This is a genomic window from Actinokineospora diospyrosa (assembly GCF_024171925.1).
Taxonomy (GTDB): domain Bacteria; phylum Actinomycetota; class Actinomycetes; order Mycobacteriales; family Pseudonocardiaceae; genus Actinokineospora; species Actinokineospora diospyrosa.
Map to the genome: position 1 here is coordinate 268,158 of NZ_JAMTCO010000010.1, position 18,911 is coordinate 287,068.

16 protein-coding genes are annotated in these 18,911 nt (G+C 69.8%); 6 read left to right on the forward strand and 10 right to left on the reverse strand.

Annotated features, from left to right (window positions below):
* Positions 1-60: 60 nt before the first annotated feature.
* The gene (locus LV75_RS21530) at positions 61-852 is read right to left on the reverse strand and encodes an HAD-IIA family hydrolase (protein WP_253888796.1); all 792 of its coding nucleotides are present in this window, start codon (positions 850-852) and stop codon (positions 61-63) included.
* 9 nt (positions 853-861) lie between these two features.
* Positions 862-1,257, reverse strand: a complete 396-nt coding sequence (locus LV75_RS21535; RefSeq protein WP_253888797.1) for a TOBE domain-containing protein — start codon at positions 1,255-1,257, stop codon at positions 862-864.
* A 137-nt stretch (positions 1,258-1,394) separates the two neighbouring features.
* Here LV75_RS21535 and moaA point away from each other — a divergent pair, with 137 nt between their 5' ends.
* From moaA to LV75_RS21560, 4 genes are all read left to right on the forward strand, one after another.
* On the forward strand, positions 1,395-2,471 hold the full coding sequence (moaA, locus tag LV75_RS21540; protein ID WP_372504206.1) for a GTP 3',8-cyclase MoaA: 1,077 nt from the start codon (positions 1,395-1,397) through the stop codon (positions 2,469-2,471).
* Positions 2,472-2,476: 5 nt separating this feature from the next.
* On the forward strand, positions 2,477-2,731 hold the full coding sequence (locus LV75_RS21545) for a MoaD/ThiS family protein (RefSeq protein ID WP_253888798.1): 255 nt from the start codon (positions 2,477-2,479) through the stop codon (positions 2,729-2,731).
* 448 nt (positions 2,732-3,179) lie between these two features.
* Positions 3,180-3,839, forward strand: a complete 660-nt coding sequence (locus tag LV75_RS35070; RefSeq protein WP_301319524.1) for a LysM peptidoglycan-binding domain-containing protein — start codon at positions 3,180-3,182, stop codon at positions 3,837-3,839.
* Between the two features lie 114 nt (positions 3,840-3,953).
* Positions 3,954-4,313, forward strand: coding sequence for a VOC family protein (locus LV75_RS21560; protein ID WP_253888930.1), 360 nt, complete (start codon positions 3,954-3,956; stop codon positions 4,311-4,313).
* Between the two features lie 4 nt (positions 4,314-4,317).
* Here LV75_RS21560 and LV75_RS21565 read toward each other — a convergent pair whose 3' ends face one another.
* From LV75_RS21565 to LV75_RS21580, 4 genes are all read right to left on the reverse strand, one after another.
* A complete protein-coding gene (locus LV75_RS21565) occupies positions 4,318-5,313 on the reverse strand; it encodes a molybdenum cofactor biosynthesis protein MoaE (protein ID WP_253888799.1) in 996 nt (331 codons plus the stop codon).
* On the reverse strand, positions 5,310-5,786 hold the full coding sequence (moaC, locus tag LV75_RS21570; protein WP_253888800.1) for a cyclic pyranopterin monophosphate synthase MoaC: 477 nt from the start codon (positions 5,784-5,786) through the stop codon (positions 5,310-5,312). Before moaC ends, LV75_RS21565 begins: the two co-directional genes overlap by 4 nt.
* A gap of 27 nt (positions 5,787-5,813) precedes the next feature.
* The gene (locus LV75_RS21575) at positions 5,814-7,196 is read right to left on the reverse strand and encodes an NAD-dependent malic enzyme (protein ID WP_253888801.1); all 1,383 of its coding nucleotides are present in this window, start codon (positions 7,194-7,196) and stop codon (positions 5,814-5,816) included.
* 2,077 nt (positions 7,197-9,273) lie between these two features.
* A complete protein-coding gene (locus LV75_RS21580) occupies positions 9,274-9,456 on the reverse strand; it encodes a hypothetical protein (RefSeq protein WP_253888802.1) in 183 nt (60 codons plus the stop codon).
* 75 nt (positions 9,457-9,531) lie between these two features.
* On the opposite strand from LV75_RS21580, the gene LV75_RS21585 reads away from it, so the two are divergent.
* Positions 9,532-11,763 (forward strand): helicase-associated domain-containing protein, encoded by a 2,232-nt coding sequence (locus tag LV75_RS21585; protein WP_253888803.1) that lies wholly within the window; start codon positions 9,532-9,534, stop codon positions 11,761-11,763.
* A gap of 741 nt (positions 11,764-12,504) precedes the next feature.
* Here the strand turns inward: LV75_RS21585 and LV75_RS21590 are convergent.
* Genes LV75_RS21590 through LV75_RS21605 form a run of 4 tightly spaced genes read right to left on the reverse strand, consistent with a single transcriptional unit; the run spans position 12,505 to position 17,214 of the window.
* Complete coding sequence (locus LV75_RS21590; protein WP_204450112.1) at positions 12,505-13,110, reverse strand: GTP-binding protein; 606 nt, start codon at positions 13,108-13,110, stop codon at positions 12,505-12,507.
* Positions 13,091-13,801, reverse strand: coding sequence for a DUF742 domain-containing protein (locus LV75_RS21595; protein WP_253888804.1), 711 nt, complete (start codon positions 13,799-13,801; stop codon positions 13,091-13,093). The genes LV75_RS21590 and LV75_RS21595 overlap by 20 nt, the downstream gene beginning before the upstream one ends.
* 30 nt (positions 13,802-13,831) lie before the next feature.
* The gene (locus LV75_RS21600; protein ID WP_204450110.1) at positions 13,832-14,257 is read right to left on the reverse strand and encodes a roadblock/LC7 domain-containing protein; all 426 of its coding nucleotides are present in this window, start codon (positions 14,255-14,257) and stop codon (positions 13,832-13,834) included.
* Entirely contained in the window at positions 14,254-17,214 is a 2,961-nt protein-coding gene (locus tag LV75_RS21605; RefSeq protein ID WP_253888805.1) for a sensor histidine kinase, read from the reverse strand. The genes LV75_RS21600 and LV75_RS21605 overlap by 4 nt, the downstream gene beginning before the upstream one ends.
* Before the next feature lie 649 nt (positions 17,215-17,863).
* Here LV75_RS21605 and LV75_RS21610 point away from each other — a divergent pair.
* Positions 17,864-18,904: an ABC transporter substrate-binding protein gene (locus LV75_RS21610; RefSeq protein WP_253888806.1), complete on the forward strand. Its 1,041-nt coding sequence runs from the start codon at positions 17,864-17,866 to the stop codon at positions 18,902-18,904.
* The last annotated feature ends 7 nt before the right edge of the window (positions 18,905-18,911 follow it).

The following is an 18,911-nucleotide window of genomic DNA, read 5'->3' on the forward strand; positions in this document are numbered from 1 at the left end:
AGCGATCGGTAACCGTGACCGGCGACGACGACTCACCGTGACCACCTTCCACCTGAGAAGCTAAACCTCTGGAAACGGGTCGGCTGTGCGGCCGACCAGGTCGGCGACCGACCCGATCACCCGGGTCGGCCGGTACGGGTACTGCTCGGCGGTGGAGCCGCCGGAGATGCCGGACAGCACGAGGATCGTGTGCAGGCCCGCCTCCAGCCCGCTGCGCACGTCGGTGTCCATCCGGTCGCCGATCATCAGCGTGGTCTCCGAGTGCGCACCTAGCGAGCGCAGCGCTGAGCGCATCATCAGCGGGTTCGGCTTGCCCACGTAGTACGGGGCGCGGCCGGTGGCGCGCTCTATAAGTGCGGCGACGGAGCCGGTGGCCGGTAGCGAGCCTTCGCGGCTAGGGCCGGTCGCGTCCGGGTTCGTCGCGATGAACCTGGCACCCTCCTCGACCAGCCGGATGGCCCGGGTGATCGCGGTGAAGCTATAGGTGCGGGTCTCGCCGAGGACCACATAGTCAGGATCGCGGTCAGTTAGAACATAGCCAATCTCGTGCAGTGCGGTGGTCAGCCCGGCCTCGCCGATGACGAAGGCAGACCCGCCGGGGCGCTGGCTGTCGAGGAAGCGCGCGGTGGCCAACGCGGAGGTCCAGATGGCGGTCTCCGGCACGTCGAGGCCCGTGCGCAGCAGCCTGGCCCGCAGGTCGCGCGGGGTGTAGATCGAGTTGTTCGTCAGGACGAGGAAGGGCGTGCCGGTCGCGGTGAGCTCGGCGATCAGCTCGTCGGCACCCGGGATCAGGTGCTCTTCGTGCACCAGGACCCCGTCCATGTCCATCAGGTACGTCCACCGGCCGGTCATGGCGAGAGGCTACCCAGGCGTCTCGACGATGACCTGCGTCGCCTTGACCAGCGCCACAGCGAGCACGCCGGGGGTCAGCCCCATCTCGCGCACCGCCTCGGCGCTCATCAGCGACACCACCCGGTGCGGGCCGCACTGCAACTCGACCTGCGCCATGACCGTGTCGGTGATGACCTCGGTGACCAGGCCGACGAACCGGTTGCGGGCCGAGCGGCCGATGTCGCTCGGGTCGGGGATCTCGGTGGCCTGGGCCTTGGCGAACACGGCGAGCGCGGCCCCCTCGACGACCTTGCGGCCCGCGCCGTCGGTCTCGGCGGCGAGGTGGCCCTGGTCGATCCAGCGGCGAACGGTGTCATCGCTGACCCCGAGCAACCGGGCCGCCTCGGCGACCCTGAAATACGGCATGGGTCCGACGATATCCCCGCAACCGCGGCGCGTGGGGTGCCCGCGGTGGATCCCCCGATGTGGACAGATCGGCGACAGTGTGGTGTCGGCTGCGCCGAATGGCCCCCGGTCCGGTGACAGCGACTACCCTGGATCGGGTGACGGCGGAACGGGTACCCCCACCGGTCCACCTGGGCTTTCCCCGGCTCCGGGTGGCCTCCCCCGGTGCGGACCGCCCCGACGACGCCCGACTGGTCGACAGCTTCGGCCGGGTCGCGACCGATTTGCGGGTCTCGCTGACCGACCGCTGCAACCTGCGCTGCACCTACTGCATGCCCGCCGAGGGCCTGGACTGGATGCCGCGCGGCGAGATGCTGTCGGACGCCGAGTTGGCGCGGGTCATCCGGATCGCGGTCGTGCTGCTCGGGGTGACCAACGTGCGGTTCACCGGCGGCGAGCCGACCCTGCGCAAGGGGCTCGAGGCGATCATCGCCAAGACCGCCGCGCTCGAACCCCGGCCGCGGATCTCCATGACCACGAACGCGATAGGCCTCGCTACGCGCGCGCGGCATCTTAAGGATGCCGGTCTAGACAGGATCAACGTCTCGCTCGACACTCTCGTGCCCGATAGGTTCACCGCGCTCACGCGACGCGACAGGCTCGACGACGTCCTTGAAGGCCTTGCCGCAGCACGGGATGCCGGTTTGACCCCGGTGAAGGTCAACGCTGTCTTGGTCCGGGGGCGCAACGACGATGAAGCGGCTCAACTGCTGCGGTACTGCCTAGAGCACAAGTACGAGCTGCGGTTCATCGAGCAGATGCCGCTCGACGCGCAACATGGGTGGAATCGCGCGGATATGGTTACCGCGCAAGAGATCCTCACCGCGTTGCGCGCGGAGTTTGACCTAACGCCAAGTCCCGTACCGCGGGGTGCCGCGCCTGCCGAGAGGTGGCAGGTCAATGGCGGGGAGGGCGAGGTCGGCGTCATCGCGTCGGTCACCCGGCCCTTTTGCGGCGACTGCGACCGCACCCGGCTCACCGCCGACGGCCAGCTCCGCTCGTGCCTGTTCAGCCAAACGGAGACCGACCTGCGGGCACCGATGCGCGGCGGTGCGGCCGACGAGGAGATCGCCGACTTGTGGCGCGGGGCGATGTGGGCCAAGCTCGCCGGCCACACCATCAACGAGGCCGGGTTCGCGCAGCCGCTCAGGCCGATGAGTGCGATCGGGGGGTAGCTCTAATGGGTCTGGTGACGGTGCGGTATTTCGCGGGCGCGCGCGCGGCCGCGGGCGTGCACGAAGAGAAGGTGGAGCTACCGACCGACGCGACCGTCCAAGACGCTCTTACGGCCATCGCGACTCTCCACGGGGACGTTCTCGGCCGGGTCATGCTGTCGGCGAGCTTCTTGCTCGACGGGGTGGCTGTCCGGGACAGGGCTGCCCGGCTTCCGGAAGGCACCGCCCTCGACGTCCTACCCCCCTTCGCGGGCGGCTGACCCACCGTTCCCGGATGGCCCAGCGGCAGAATTCAACGTGAGCCAGCCCTCACCGACGGTGAAATATCTCGGCCAGGACACGGCCAAGTAACGTCCAGGTTCGTCGCACTGACCAGCGGAAACGTCATGATCGCGGGAAGTAGCGGGGCGTTACTGTGATGACGGTCACGCACCTCGGAGTTTTCGATTCCCGCCGCGGTTACGTACCGTCGCTTCCGGCTGGCCCCGACCAGCCACGTATGACCCGAGAGTTCGTAGTGCCGAACCCTGTCCGGCGGGCTCTTGGGAACCAACCCCGAGCGAAAGCGAACTCTCGGACAGGGGCGAGGGGCCACGACGAGCACGACAGGTGCCAGGCGTGGCGGCCGGGTCCAGCAGGACCAGGTCGGGCCGATCTCTGGCCCACACCCGCAGCGTCACGAGCGCAGGCGCGGGAGGAGAGACCCAAATGTCGTACCGAGGCAAGCACCGCAAGCAGACCGCCACCCAGCGCACCATCGCCCGCGTCCTCGTAGCAGGAGTCGCGGTCGGCGCCCCGATGGCGATCGCCGCGTCACCCGCCTCTGCCGACCCGGTGAACTGGGACGCTGTCGCCCAGTGCGAGAGCGGCGGCAACTGGAACATCAACACCGGCAACGGGTACTACGGCGGCTTGCAGTTCTCCCCGAGCACCTGGCGCGCGAACGGCGGCTCCGGCAGCGCCCACAACGCCAGCCGCGAGGAGCAGATCCGCGTGGCGGAGAACGTGCTCAAGTCCCAGGGCATCGGCGCGTGGCCGGTGTGCGGCAAGAAGTCGGGCGCCAAGTCCGCCGCCGCCCCGAAGAAGGCCACCGCGCCGAAGCAGAGCACGTCGGCGAAGAAGGTCACCAAGACCGCGCCGAAGGCCGCCCCCAAGGCGACCGCGCCGGTGACGACCGCCGCCCCGGTGGCCGCGCTGAGCGCGTCCAACCCCAACGGCGACTACACCGTCGTCGCGGGTGACACCCTGTCGAAGATCGCGACCACGCAGGGCGTGAGCGGCGGCTGGCAGGCGCTGCACGCGAAGAACAAGGACTTCATCGGCGACCCGAACCTGATCCTCGTGGGTCAGAAGATCGCCACCAAGTAAGTCCGCTCGATCCGGTACAGGCCCCCGCCGCCACGCGCGACGGGGGCCTGACCGCACCACCCGGTGGGCCCGCGCGGGTCGGCATAGCCTGGCTGCATGGGATCGAGACCGTGGATGACCTTGACCGCGACCGTGCTCGACTCGCCGGACGCCCGCGAACTGGCTGCCTTCTACCAGCGGCTGCTCGGCTGGCCCAGGGGCGCCGACGAGCCGGAGTGGGTGACGCTGCGGCCGCCGGGTGGCGGGACCGGGCTGTCGTTCCAGAGCGAACCGCACTACGTGCGCCCGACCTGGCCGTCGCGGCCCGGTGCGCAGCAGATGATGTCGCACTTGGACATCGAGGTGGCCGACCTGGCCTCGGCCGGTGCGCACGCCGTCGCCGCGGGGGCGGAGCTGGCCGCTTTCCAGCCGCAGCACGACGTCCGGGTCTACCTCGACCCGGCCGGGCACCCGTTCTGCCTGTGGGCCCGCTAGTCCTCTAAGGACAGTTGACCCACTCGTCGGTGCCGTCGGTGAAGCGCTGGTGCTTCCAGATCGGCAACCGCGCCTTGACCTCGTCGACCAGCCGCGCGCACGCGCTGAACGCCTGAACCCGGTGCTCCGCGGCGACCGCGCACGCGAGCGCGACCGCGCCGATGCCGAGTTCACCGACCCGGTGCGTGACGGCGACCGCGCGCACCCCGTCCGCGCGCGCCACCTCGGCGGCGATCTCGGCGATGATCTCCTTGGCGCTGGGGTGGCCCTCGTAGGCGAGGCTGTGCACGCCCCGGCCGCCGTCGTGGTCGCGGACCACGCCACCGAAGCTGACCACGGCGCCCGCGGCGTTGTGCGCCACCAGGTCGGCGTGCTCGTCGACGGAGATCTCGGCTTCGGAGATGTCGGCGCGCAGGACATTGGCGCGGGGGTCTGGCCGGGCTTGCTCGTCTTGCTGGTGCCGCTCGTCCGGCTGGTGTTGGTGGCCCGGCTGGTCTGGCTGGTGTTGGTGGTCTGGTTGGCGGTGGTGGTCGCCGCCGTGGAGTTGGTCGACGGCGTGGTCGAGGACCGGCTCGAGGACGGCCAGGCCGTCGCGGACGCCGCCGGTCGAGCCGGGCAGGTTGACGATCAGCGTGCGCTGGGCGACCCCGGCGACGCCCCGGGACAGCACCGCGGTCGGCACCTTCGGCAGGCCCGCGGCGCGGATGGCGTCGGCCAGGCCGGGGATCTCGTGGTCGAGGACGGCGCGGGTGGCTTCGGGGGTGCGGTCAGTGGGGTTGATGCCGGTGCCGCCGGTGGTGATCACGACGTCGACGGCCTCGGCGACCGCGGCGCGCAACGCCTGCTCGACCGGCAGGCCGTCGGGGACGACGACCGGGTCCGGGGTCTGGTAGCCGCGGCCGCGCAGCCAGGTCGCGATGACCGGGCCGGTGCGGTCCTCGTACACCCCGGCCGAGGCGCGGTTGGACGCGGTGATCACCCGGGCGGTGCGGTCGGTCATGGCGTCCCCCTGTTCCAGGTGCCGGACTTGCCGCCGTCCTTGTGGTCCAGCCGGACCGCGTCGAGGACGGCGGCCGGGTCGACGGCCTTGATCATGTCGTGCAGGGTCAGGCCCGCCACCGCGACCGCGGTCAGCGCCTCCATCTCGACGCCGGTCTGGCCGGTGGTGCGCACGGTCGCGGTGATGGTGATCTCGCGGTCGCCGAGGCCGAGGTCGACGCGGACGCCGGAGATCGGCAGCGGGTGGCACAGCGGGATCAGCTCCGGGGTGCGTTTTGCGCCCATGATCCCGGCGATGCGCGCGGTGGCGAGCGCGTCGCCCTTGGGCAGGCCGTCGCGGCGCAACAGTGCGATGACTTCCTCGGTGGTGCGTACGACGCCGCTGGCCACCGCGGTGCGCGCGGTCACCGCCTTGGCGGAGACGTCGACCATCCGCGCGGAACCGGACGCGTCCACATGGCTGAGTTCTCCCACGTGGCGATGCTAGTCAGGCTGGCCCGCTCAGGCTTGGGCCGCCTTGCGCACGGCGTCGGCCACCGCGGGCGCCACGGCGGCGTCGAACACGCTCGGCACGATGAACGACGGGTTGAGCCGGTCGCCGTCGACGGTGTCGGCGATCGCGTCGGCCGCGGCGAGCAGCATCGCGTCGGTGATCGTCTTCGCCTGGGCGTCGAGCAGGCCGCGGAACACGCCGGGGAAGGCGAGCACGTTGTTGATCTGGTTCGGGTAGTCCGAGCGGCCGGTGGCCACGACGGCGGCGTGCTGGTGCGCCTCGACCGGGTCGATCTCCGGGTCCGGGTTGGCCAGGGCGAACACGACGGCGCCCTTGGCCATGGTGGCGACCTGCGCCGCGCCGAACAGGTTGGGCGCGGAGACGCCGATGAAGACGTCGGCGCCGACGAGCGCGTCGTGCAACCGGCCGGTCTGGTTGTCCCTGTTGGTGTTCTGCGCAACCCATGCGAGGTTGGCGTCCATGTTGCGACGGTCCCGGTTGACGATGCCATCGATGTCGACGGCGACGACATCCGCCGGTCCGCGCTGCAACAGGAGCCGGATGATCGCCGAGCCCGCAGCACCGACGCCGCACACCACAATCTTGCAGTCGGCCATGTCCTTGCCGACAACCCGCAGCGCGTTCCGCAACGCTGCGACCACACAGATCGCCGTGCCGTGCTGGTCGTCGTGGAACACCGGGATGTCGAGCTTCTCGCGCAGCCGGGCCTCGATCTCGAAGCACCTCGGCGCGGCGATGTCCTCGAGGTTGATCCCCCCGTAGACGGGAGCGATGAGCTCGACCGCCCGGATGATCTCCTCGGTGTCCTGCGTGTCCAGGCACACCGGCCAGGCGTCGACCCCGGCGAACTTCTTGAACAGCGCCGCCTTGCCCTCCATGACCGGCAACGCGGCCGCGGGCCCCAGGTTGCCCAACCCGAGCACGGCAGAGCCATCAGTCACCACAGCGACGGTGTTGCGCTTAATGGTCAGCCGCCGCGCATCGTCAGGATTCTCGGCGATCGCCTGGCAGATCCGCGCGACACCGGGGGTGTACGCGCGGGAGAGGTCGTCGCGGTTGCGCAGGGCGACCTTGGCGGTGACCTCGATCTTGCCGCCGAGGTGCATCAGGAAGGTCCGGTCGCTGACCTTGCGAACCGCCACCCCCGGCAACGCCTCGATCGCGTCGGTGATGTCCCGCGCGTGATTGGCCGACATCGCATTGCACGTGATGTCCACCACAACCCGATCACTGTGCGACTCGACCACGTCGAACGCCGTGATCACCCCACCAACCCGCCCGACCGCGCTGGTCAGGTCCCCCGCCGCACTAGCACTCGGCGGCGCTTCGACCCGGACGGTGATCGAGTAACCGGGGCCGGGGACGGGCATGAGCTTCACTCCAGGTGGGACGTTATTCACAGAATCGGGGGTGAGCCTAGACCCGGCCGGGTTGGTCGTTGATCGAGGGGTTTGCGCCGGGGACGGGGCGGGCGCGGGCGGTGTGCGGGTCTTGCTGGGGATCTTGGTTTTCGGGCGGGCGCGGATTCGCTCTTGTGGGGTACAGAAGTTATCCACAGGAGGGGGCCTCCGCTCCCCCTTTCAAGATCGACTGTCGGTATGCGCTGGTAGACTGGCCCAGGGACGCCCCCCGGGAGTGGTGGGGGCTGGGCTGGACCCGTTACCGCGCGCGGGCGCGTAAGAGGCGGGCGGCGGGGGTGCCGGGCTTGGGTGGGGTTGTCGACCTTGAACGGCAATGCCGGGTTGCGGTGCCGGGCTCAGCGGCTGGACGTCTGGCCTGAGCGAGAGTTGCAGACCCGATGCTGGGACCGCGGGGGCTTCGCAGGCCTAGGCGGCGGTGCCGGGCCAGGCTGCGGCGGCGCTGAACTCGGGTGGGAGTTGCTGGCCTAGACAGCAATGCGGGACTTGAGCGGCGAGGCTGGCGGACTCAGGTAGGGGCCGCGGGCTGCTCAGGGTGGCGGTGCCGGGCTCAGGATGCGGGGTATCGGACCCAGGTGGGTGCCGACTTTGAGTGGCAGTGCAGATCAGGCTGCGGGGTTGCGGGGAGATCGCTGGCATCGAGCAGCAGTGCCGACTCAGGCTGTGGAGTGTCGGACCCAGGCGGGTTGCCGGGGGTTGCGGCCCACGCGGCGGCGCCGGAGCCGGGCTGCGGGGTTGCAGGGGGATTGCTGGCATCGAGCAGCAGTGCCGGGCTCAAGATGCGGGGCGTCGGACCCAAGCGGGTTGCCGACTTTGAGCGGCGATGCAGACCAGGCTGCGGGATTGCCGGGGTCACGCGGGGGTTGAGGCCCTACGCAGCGGCGCCCGAATCAGGCTGCGGGGCTGCGTGGATTGCTGGCATCAAGCAGCGGTGCTGGGCTCAGGCTGCGGGGTGTCGGGCCCAGGCAGGTTGCCAGCTTTGAGCGGCGAGGCGAACCAGGCTGCGGGGCTGCTGGGGCCATGCGGGAGTTGCGGGCCTTGCGGCGGCGCCGGAATCAGGCTGCGGAGCTTGCGGGATTGCCGGCATCGAGCAGCAGCGCCGGGCTCAGGATGCGGGGCGTCGGACCCAGGCGGGGTTGCCGACTATGAGCGGCGATGCGGACCAGGCTGCGGGATTGCCAGGCTCACGCGGGGGTTGCGGCCCTACGCGGCGGCGCCGGAATCAGGTTGCGGGGTTGCGTGGGGATTGCTGGCATCGAGTAGCGGTGCCGGGCTCAGGGTGCGGAGTGTCGAGGCCAGGCGGGGTTGCCAGCTTTGAGCGGCGGTGCGGACCAGGCTGCGGGGCTGCCGGGCTCAGGATGCGGAGTGTCGAGGCCAGGGCGGGATTGCCGACTCTGAGTGGCAGTGCGGGTTGCCGGGCCCTTGCGGGGGGTGCGGCCCACGCGGCGGCGCCTGAACCAAGCTGCGGGAGTGCGGGGGCCGAGCTCGAGTGGCAGTCCTGAGGTCCAAGCGACGGGGCTACGAGCCCAGGCGGCGTACTGGTAGGCCGGGTGGCAGCGGGGCGGCATTGAGCCGGGCGAGGGTTGTTGAGCTCGAGCGGCAGGGGGTCCGGGTCCGAGCGGCTGGGTTGCCGGGCTTGAGGGGCGCGCTGAGCTCAGGGATGCGGTCTCGAAGGTGTTGCGAGGTCGCTTTGCCGGGTCCGGGGTGGCGCAAGGTGAACTTGGGTGGCGGCGGGGTCTGGGCGGGCCGTCGAGGGTGGGTTGGGGGGCTTTACCTGGGGGTGCGCTGAGGGAGGCCGCGGAATGTTCGCTCGGATGGGCGACAGAAGTTATCCACAGGAGAGGGTCCCCGGTCCGTCGATCAAGATCGACTGTGGGTTTGCCCTGGTAGACTGGCCTGGGGACGCCCCCCGGAGAGGGTGGGGGCCGGGCTGGACTCGGACCGCGCGCGGGCGTGTAAGAGCGGGGTTTGGGGTGCGCTGGGAGCCCGCGGGTAAGAGGGGCGCGGGGGCGTAAGAGGAGCTGGGGGTCTAGCGGTTGATCTCGGTGACCGGGTGGACGTAAGGGATGGTGTCCAGGGGGAAGGTCACGTCACCGAAGGGGGAGAGGGCGCCTTGGCGGTCGGAGGTCAGCTCGGTGACGGGGTGCGAGCCGTTGTCGTCGTCGCCGCGCCAGGTGGGGTCTACGCGGGCGGGCTTGGCTGCTTTGGCCACGGTGGGACTCCTCTTCTCAACGAAGTGCTCGCCTGCTGAGGTTACTGGACGGTGGTGGCGTATACCGTGGTCAGGGTGTCCGGCACCACGCTCACCGACTGGCTCCGCGCGCGGGGCGACGAGGCACTCGCGGCCGTGTTGCGGGCCAGGCCCGACCTGGCCACGCCTCGACCGGCCAATACCGGGGTGCTCGCTGCCCGGGCGGCGACGAGGGCCTCCGTTGCCCGGGTCGCCGAGGGCCTCGACACCTTCACCCTCGCGGTGCTCGACGCACTGCTCGCGGCGGGGGCCGATCGGGAGCCGGTGCCGTTGACCGTGGTCGACATCGACGTGTCGGCGCAACGGGTTCGGGCGGCTGTGCGGCAGCTGCGCGATCTCGCCGTTGCCTGGGGCGAGGACGACGCCATCTCCCTCGTGCCCGCGGCGCGGGAGGCGGGTGGGCTGTTCCCGACCGGGTTGGGGCGGCCCTCCCCCGCGCTCGACGACGTTGACGTCGCCGAAGCGGTGGCGGCGCTGCCTGTTGATGAACAGGACGTCTTGACGCGGTTGGCGAGCAACGGGCCTATAGGCAACACGCGGGACGCGGCGGTTGTCGTTGCGTTGGGGCAGGCCAAGACGCCGATTCAACGGCTGCTTGCGCGCGGTCTGCTGACCCGGGTCGACGCCACCACTGTCGAGCTGCCTAGGCAGGTCGGGCTGGTCGTTAGGCCGGAGTCGGCGATCGTCGTGGACGAGCCGAAGCCGAAGACCAAGGCGCACAAGGCGGTTGACTCGACGGCGGCCGGGGCGGCGCTGGAGTTCTTGCGGTTCACCCGGACCCTGCTGCAGGCGTGGTCCGAGGAGCCTGCCCCGGTGCTGAAGGTCGGTGGTCTTGGCATTAGAGACCTGCGCAAACTCACCAAGGTGCTCGACATCAGCGAGCGCGACGGGGTGCTGCTGGTCGAGGTCGCGGTCGCGGCGTCACTCGTGGTGGACAACGAGGCGGCCACGAACCCCGAGTACGTGCCGACCCACCACAGCGACACCTGGGTGACCGCGAGCCCCGCCAACCAGTGGGCCACCCTCGCGGCGGCCTGGCTGGACCTCCCCCGCCTGCCTGGCATCGGCGGGATGCGCGACGCCAAGGAGCGGTTGCTGGCGCCCTTGTCCGAAGACCTCCGCCGCCCGGTCGCGCCGCTTGAGCGGACCCGGGTGTTGCGGGCGTTGGCGGACCTCAAGCCAGGCACCGGCATCGTCGACGTGGATGAGTTGGCCGCTCTATTGGCGTGGCGCGCACCAAGGCGTGGCGGGCGACTGCGCGACGAGATCGTCCGCTGGACGCTGCAAGAGGCGACCGCGCTGGGGATCGTCGCTCATGGCGCGTTGACCGGGCCTGGCCGCACGCTCCTCGAAGAAGGCACTGCGGCCGCGGCGAAGCGCATGGCCGAGGTAATGCCAGAGCCGATCGACCACGTTTTGGTCCAGGCAGACCTAACGGTGGTCGCACCAGGACCACTCGAGCCGCACCTGGCCATGCGGATCAACGAAGTCGCGGACGTTGAATCGGCCGGTAGCGCAACCGTGTACCGGGTAAGCGAAACATCGCTTCGACGGGCGCTAGATGGCGGTCAGTCGGCTAGTGATCTGCACGAGTTGTTTCGCACTAGCTCTCGGACGCCGGTACCGCAGTCGTTGACTTACATGATTGACGACGTTGCGCGGCGACATGGCCGGTTGCGCGGCGGGGCTACCGCGTCGTTCTTGCGGTGCGACGACCCGGCGTTGATTGCTGAGGTAGCCGCAAGTCCGGTCGCTGCAGCATTGCGGCTGCGCAAGATCGCGCCGACGGTGCTGGTTAGTCCGGTGGCGTTGGTGGAGATCTTGGATGAGTTGCGGGCTGCTGGGTTTACGCCTGCCGCGGAAGATAGTGAGGGGCAGGTTGTGGATCTGCGGCCTACTGGGCGGCGGGTTCAGGCTCCAGTACGGGCGGTGCGGCGGGTTGCCACTAAGGCGCCGGATGATGACCAGTTGATTGACATCGTGGTGAGCATGCGGGCTGGGGATCGCGCGGCGGATAGCAAGCGGAGTCGACCGGTGACACCTGCGGCGAACACGGCGGACACGTTGGCGTTGTTGCAGGGGGCAGCGCGAGCGCAGCAGACGGTGTGGGTGGGGATGGTGGACGCCAACGGGGTGGCTAGTGAGCGGTTGTTGCGACCGCAGCGGATTGGGGGTGGGGTGTTGGAGGGGACGGATCCGGATACGGAGGGGATTACTCGGATTCCGTTGCACCGGATTACGCGGGCTGCTGTGGTGGAGTCTTCGTGAGTTCGGGTTATCCACAACGGGTGTGGGTGTGCACAGGGCCTTGGTTGCTGCTGCCGGTTTGTCAGGCTGCGTCGGTAGGCTGTGTATTTGGGGGCTTTCGATCAGGTTGATCTTGACGTAGGCCGTTGCTGGGGATGCGGGGCAAGGGATTCGGGCCTCCGCCTTCGGCTCCGGTGAACGGCTCGCCTTCGGCATTGCATCTGATCCGCGATTTTCGAGCTTTGCTCGATGGGGTGGACCTGTTTTGTGCGGGGCCCCTACGACACCCGTGGCAGAACCGCAAAGCAGGGGCCCAAAAGCAGGCCCTGCCGCGCGGAAACGCTACGGGTGCCGACCCCCACACAAAACAGGTCCACCCCATCGAGCACCTGGCACCAGCGAGTCCGACTGTCCAGGCGCTGGGAAGGTGGGCTGGGGCGGACCTGACGGGGGGCGAGTTGGCACCGCCGAGTCCGAGTGTCCAGGGGTTGGGTTGGCAGGGCCGACGAGGGCGGGCTGGGATGGCACCGCCGGGTCCGAGTGCCCACGTGCTGAGCAGGTGGGCTGGGGCGGACCTGACGGAGGTTGGGATGGCACCAGCGGCTTTGGGGAGGGCGTGGCCTCGATGGATACCCAGGGATCGCCTAGGTGAGCTGGGCGGTCGGAGGGAGGGCCGCAGGGGGGCGAGCAAGGGCGTGGAGACGCGAAGGGCCCTCGGTGCAGCCGAGGGCCCAGCGGGGACTTGAGAGAGAAGAGAGCAGGTCAGACAGCGCGGGACATGCGTTGGTGCATGGCGTGTTCGACCAGGGTGATGAGGGTTTCCTTGGTGGAGTCGCGGTCTCGGGCGTCTGTGGTGACGATCGGGACCGAGGGTTCCACGGTGAGGGCTTCGCGGACGTCCTCGATGCGGTGGTGGAGGACTCGGTCGAAGCAGTTGAGGGCGATCACGTAGGGCAGGCCGCGGTCCTCGAAGAAGTCGATCGAGGCGAAGGCGTCGGCGAGGCGGCGGGTGTCGACCAGGACGATGGCGCCGATCGCACCCCGCACCAGGTCGTCCCACATGAACCAGAAGCGGTGCTGGCCGGGGGTGCCGAACAGGTACAGGATCAGGTCGGAGTCCAGCGACACGCGGCCGAAGTCCATCGCGACCGTGGTGGTCACCTTGTTCGGGGTCGACGACAGGTCGTCGACGTCGACGCTGGCCTCGGTCATGACGGCCTCGGTGGTCAGCGGGACGATCTCCGAGACGGAGCCGACCAGGGTCGTTTTGCCCACACCGAAGCCGCCCGCCACCACGATCTTGGCCGAGGTGGTCGGCTGGGGGGAAGCGCCGCGCGCGCTGAGAGGACTAGAGCCTGCGGAGCCCACTGAGCACCCTTTCCATGAATTCGATCGACGGCCGGTCGCCTACGACCATGCCGCTCTGGTGGATCGAGACGAGGCCCATGCCCGCCATGTCACCGATCAGTACCCGGGCCACCCCCAGCGGCAGCCGCAGGTGCGCGGCGACCTCGGCGACGGACCGGGTGTCCAGGCACAGGCCGCAGATGGACCTGTGCTCGGGGCGGACCGCGGCGTCGGGCAGCCTGCCCCGGTCGCTGGTGGAGACCAGCGCCTCGATCGCGAGATCGTAGTCGGACCGGGTGCGCCCGCCGGTCTTGGTGTACGGGCGGACCAGTGAACCGGTCTCGTGCGGGGCCAGTTCGGCCGGGTCCGGTTCCGGGTCCAGGTCGGCGACCGCGGGGATCTCCTTGCTGTCCCAGTCCGACTGCGACGGGATGCCGGGGTCGCCGTAGAGGGTCGCGCTGGGGCCGCCGAACAGCCTCGCCCGGAACCCGTCGATGTCGAACCGGTTCGGCGGGTCACCGAGTCCGGGTTCGGACAGGTCGTCCCACCCTCTATCCGACATGTCGGCCAGCCTCCGCTCCGGCTCGTCCACCAGCTGGTCCCGGGGTCGTTCGCCGTCCGGGCCGCCGTAGGCCGCGTCCGGTTCGAACAGGTCCCGGTAGGAGAAGTCGTCCTCGGTGCGTCTGCCAGTGGGTCTGCGGCCCGTGGTCATCGCGTCCTCACCCCGCTGTCTCGCACCGTCTTACCTGCGCTGCGTGCCCTGCAGCTGCGCGCGCAGCTCAGGAGTCATCTGCTGGCCGACGCGCTCGACGAGCAGGGTCATCTCGTAGGCGACCAGGCCGATGTCGCAGTTGGGGGCTGCGAGCACGGCGAGGCAGGAGCCGTCGGAGATGGACATCAGGAACAGGTAGCCGCGGTCCATCTCGACCACGGTCTGGTTGACCCCGCCCGCCTCGAAGCACCTCGCGGCACCCGCGGTGAGGCTGACCAGGCCGGAAGCGACCGCGGACAGCTGCTCGGCGCGGTCGCGGGGCAGGCCCTGCGAGCCCGCGAGCAGCAACCCGTCCGCGGACACCACCACGGCGTGCGCCACGCCGGGTACCTGGCGGACAAAGTCGGTGATGAGCCACCCGAAGCTACCGGGCTGGTGTACGGACGCGGTTGTCACTCCTGCTCCTCGTCTTGGCGGCTCTCGTCTGAACCGGTCTGGTCACCAGCGTAGGCGTCGATCAGGGCGTGCCTGCCCCGACGGACCCCCTGCTGGAACTGGGACATGCGGCCGCGGACGGCGTCCGCCGAACGTGGGGGCAGCGCGGGCACGGCGGGTTGCTCCGCCGTGGTCTCCCGCGGTGCGGCCGAACCCGGCACCAGGTGCGCCTTGGGGACGCGCTTGGGCAGGCCTGCCGTGGTGATCGTGTCAGCCGTGCTGTCGAGCAGGGCCCTCGCCCGCTGCCAACCGTCGTCACCGGGTGAGTGCCAGGCGTCCGCCCTGCTCAGTGCCGGTTCCGGGGTGGGTTCGGGTTCGTCTTGGTAGTCGGCCTCGACCTCGACCGGGTGCTCGACCTCGGTGCTCGGCTCGGCCTCGGCCGGTTCGGTGTCCGGCTCGGACTCGGTCTCGGTCTCCGGCTCGATGGTGGTGACCGGCGTGGAGCCGGTGTCGCCAGCCTCGAACCACTGCGACAGGACCGCCTCGTAGATCGGCAGCCGCTCGGTCGGCGCGTCGACGACCCGCTCCGGCTCGGACACCGGGTGGTAGAGACCGGTGCCGTTGCGGGCCGCGTCACCGCGGGGGGCCTCGGCGGGCTGGTCGGTCGGCTCGGGCAGCGGGAGGCCGAACAGCGAGCCGGTGACCTGGTTGTCGACGAGGTGGCCGTTGAGCCGCGAGCGGATCTCCTCCGGCGAGGCGGGGGGTCCCCAGCCGCCGGTGTCCTCCGGGTTGCCGGTGCTGGCGAACGACGCCGGGTCGAAGGCCGGGTAGCCCGCGACCTCCTCGGCCGGGCGGTCGACGACGGACTCGCTGAGCGGGCCCGCTGTCTCCGGCCGGGTGCGCGGCATGCTGCCGGTGAAGGCGCCCGCGATGCCGCTGGCCTTCGCGGCGGTGTCGCCGAGGCTGGGGGTCTGCGCGACGATGCTGGTCGGCTGGGCCGACCCGGAGGTCTGGACCAGGTTCGCCGGGACGGTGATCCGGGCGATGAGGCCGCCCTCGATGTCCTCGTTGTCGCGCAGCCGGACCTTGATGTCGTGCCGCTTGGCCAGCCGCGCGACCACGTAGAGGCCCATCCGGCGGGTCACCGCGACGTCGATGTCGGGCGGGTCGGCGAGGCGGCCGTTGGCGGTCTCGATCTCCTCGTCGCTCATGCCGACACCGGAGTCGGTGATCTGGATGGCGAGTTCCTTCTTGCGGGTCACCGCCATCCGGACGTAGACCTTCTTCTCCGGCTCGGAGAACGAGGTCGCGTTGTCCAGCAGCTCGGCGATGAGGTGCACGAGGTCGGAGACCGCGCGGCCCTGCACCGAGACCTCGGGGGCGGAGAGCACCTCGATGCGGGCGTACTGCTCGACCTCGGACACCGCCGCGCCGACGACCTCGGCCGCGGGGACCGGGCGGGAGAGCTGGCGCGACAGGCCGGAGCCGGAGAGCACCAGCAGCGACTCGGAGTTGCGCCGCATGCGGGTCGCGAGGTGGTCGAGCTCGAAGAGGCTGGCGAGCTGGTCGGGGTCCTGCTCGTCCTGCTCGAGCCGGTCGATGAGCGAGAGCTGGCGCTCGACGAGGGTCTGCGACCGGCGGGACAGGTTGACGAAGATCGAGTTGATGTTGTCGCGCAGCAGCGCCTGCTCGGTCGCCATCCGGACCGCCTGGTCGTGCACCGCGTCGAAGGAGCGGGCCAGCTGGCCGGTCTCCTCCCGGGTGAACACCGGCACCGGCTCCACCGCGTTCTTCGACGCCTCGACCGGGTCGGGGTCGGCGAGGATGCGCTGCACCGTCTCCGGCAGCCGCCGGTTCGCCACGTCCAGGGCGTCGCGGCGCAGCACGCGCAGCGGCACCAGCATGGAGCGGGAGACGATGAAGGTGACGATCAGCGCGATCAGGATCGCCACCAGGACGATGATCGCGTCGCGCCAGGCGTTGGTCTTGGCGGCGTCGGCGGCCTTGGTCGCCAAGCTGCGCAGCTTGCCGAGCAGCGACACCTCGACCTTCTGCAGCGCGGTCGCGGTGGCCTTGGCGTCGGCGACCAGCTGGTCCATCTGGATGCCGAGGTTGGGGTTGCCCTGGTCGGCGTGCACGAAGGCGGTCTGCTTGATCCGCTCCCGGTCGTCGACCTCGGCGCCGGAGAACGTGTCGGAGAAGAACTGCGCCTCGGCGATGTCGGCGTTGGCCCGGAAGTTGGCGATCGAGGCGTTGTAGCTGGCCTCGGCGGCGCGGGCCTGGTCGAGCATGCTCGACGGGAAGCTGTTGCGGGCCCCGGCGATCATCAGGATCGAGTTCTGGCGGCCGAGGAACTCCTTGGCCTCCACGATCGACAGCGAGGCGGCGGCGAGCCGGGCGATCTCGGGCTGGGCCAGCGAGGCGGTGAACTCCGAGCCCGCGGCGAGCACGGCCTCCAGCAGCGAGGTGTAGGAGGAGTAGACGCCGACGTCGGGGTAGGAGCTGGAGATGGCCGCGGAGCGGACGGCCTCGACGGCGGCGAGCCGGTCGGCGAGGGTGTCGAGCAGCTGCCCGTTGTCGGTGGTCACCTTGGCCACGGCCTGGTTGAGCCGGGTCAGCGTGGCGTTGGTCTTCTGGATCTGGCCCTGGACCTGGGAGAGGTCACCGGCGCGGCCACCCGCGACGTAGGCGACCATGACGTTGCGCTCGCTCTGCATCTCGTGCACGAGGGCGACGACGTCGAGCGTCGCGGTGACGGCGGTCGCCGCCTGGTCGAAGGTCTCCGCCCGGTCCAACTCGTTGGTCGCGCGCAGCACGCCGAGGGCGACCGCGGTGATGACCGGGACCAAGAGGACGGCGACCAGCTTGGTGCGCAACCGCCAGTTGCGCAGGCGCCACCGAGAGCCACCCTCCACGGTCTTGCGACCGGAGGGCCTCGGGGTCGCGGACGCCACCTCGTTGCCGTCTGGATCTGACACGGCGGCACCACCGTCTTTCCCTGGGCCGGAAACCACCCCAGTGGTGTGGTCGGGCACTGCCAGCACTCTCCCTGCACATGAGCCAGTAGCCCGTAGTCCAGCAGGCCTTGCTCTAACGGACACCTACTCCAGTGGGACGCGGCACGTCACGGACGTTCGGCCTAGTAGCCGCCGCCCGCAAGATGTCGGACCTGGGCGGTCCAACGTTACTCGCGAGCCGGTCGACCAGCTCCGCTGACCGCTCGGTTGAGCGCCTCACTGTGGACACAGAAGGTAGCGAACTCGCCGTCACGATGTAACCCTTCCAGGGCATCATCACAGCGAGTATCGGATAGTTAGTACCGACAACATTTCATCAGGGTGATGTAGTGGTGGTTTTCCCTATGTTCACCATCGCCCATATGGATGAGTAATCACCACCCACTTGGAGGTCCCGCTACAGACGGTAAACCCCAGGTCAGGGCCTCGCCAGAGTTCCCCCACTTGGGTCAACAGGGCCGCCCGAATCAGTGAGAGAGTTCACCGCACGGCATCCTGTGCGCACTCATTGTGACCCGGCCCCCGCTGTCTCTAGAGTGCGTCCTTGGTGCCGCAGGGGGACTCGCACCCACCTCGACAAAAACCAACCTCCTACGAGGAGAGGCTCCAAATGCTTCGACGCGTTGCCACCAGACGGACCGCCGGCGTCCGCCTGCCGATCGCCGCCCTCGCCATGGCCATGCTCGCCTCGCTCAGCGCGTGCGGCCTGCTCGGTGGGGACGACTCCGGGTCCGGCAGCACGCCCGCCGCCTCCGGCTCCGGCTCGGTGGAGAAGGCCAAGGTCAAGGTTGGCGTCCTGCCCGTCGTCGACGTCGCACCGTTCTACCGGGCCATCGAGCAGGGCTACTTCAAGGAGCAGGGCCTGGAGATCGAGCCGGTGGTCATGGCCTCCGGTGCCGCCTCGATCAACGCCGTGCTCAGCGGGGACGTCGACATCGCGTTCTCGTCCTACCCCGCGCCGCTGCTCGCGCAGAGCAAGAAGGTCGCCGACTTCAAGATCGTCGCCGACGCGCTCACCGCGAAGCCCGGCCACATCGTGGTCGTCGCGCCGCCGAACTCGCCGCTGAAGAAGCCGACCGACGCGCCGGGCAAGAAGATCGCCATCACCGCCCGCAACACCATGACCGACCTGGCCCCGATGTCGGTGCTCAAGACCCAGGGCGTGGACTACTCGCAGGTCGAGTGGCGCGAGATGACCTTCGCCGAGATGATCCCGGCGATGGAGCGCGGCGAGGTCGACGGTGCCGTTGTCGTCGAGCCGTGGGTGACCACCGCGATGAAGAAGCTCGGCGCGGTCCCGGTGTTCGACGGCGCCTCCGGCCCGACCGCCGAGATGCCGATGTCGGGCTACGTCGCCATCGGCGGCGCGGGCAAGTTCGCCACCACCAGCCCGAACACCGTCGCCGCCTTCCAGCGCGCGCTGGCCAAGGCCCAGGCCGAGGCCACCGACCGCACCAAGGTCGAGCCGATGTTCGTCAAGTACGCCAAGATCGACCAGCAGACCGCCCAGCTGGTCACCATCGCCACGTACTCGACCTCGCTGGAGGCCAACCGCATCCAGCGGGTCGCCAACCTGATGCAGGAGTTCGGCGTGATCAAGGGGCACCTGGACGTCGCCTCGATGATCCCCAGCTCCACCAGCAACAAATAGGTCTGGA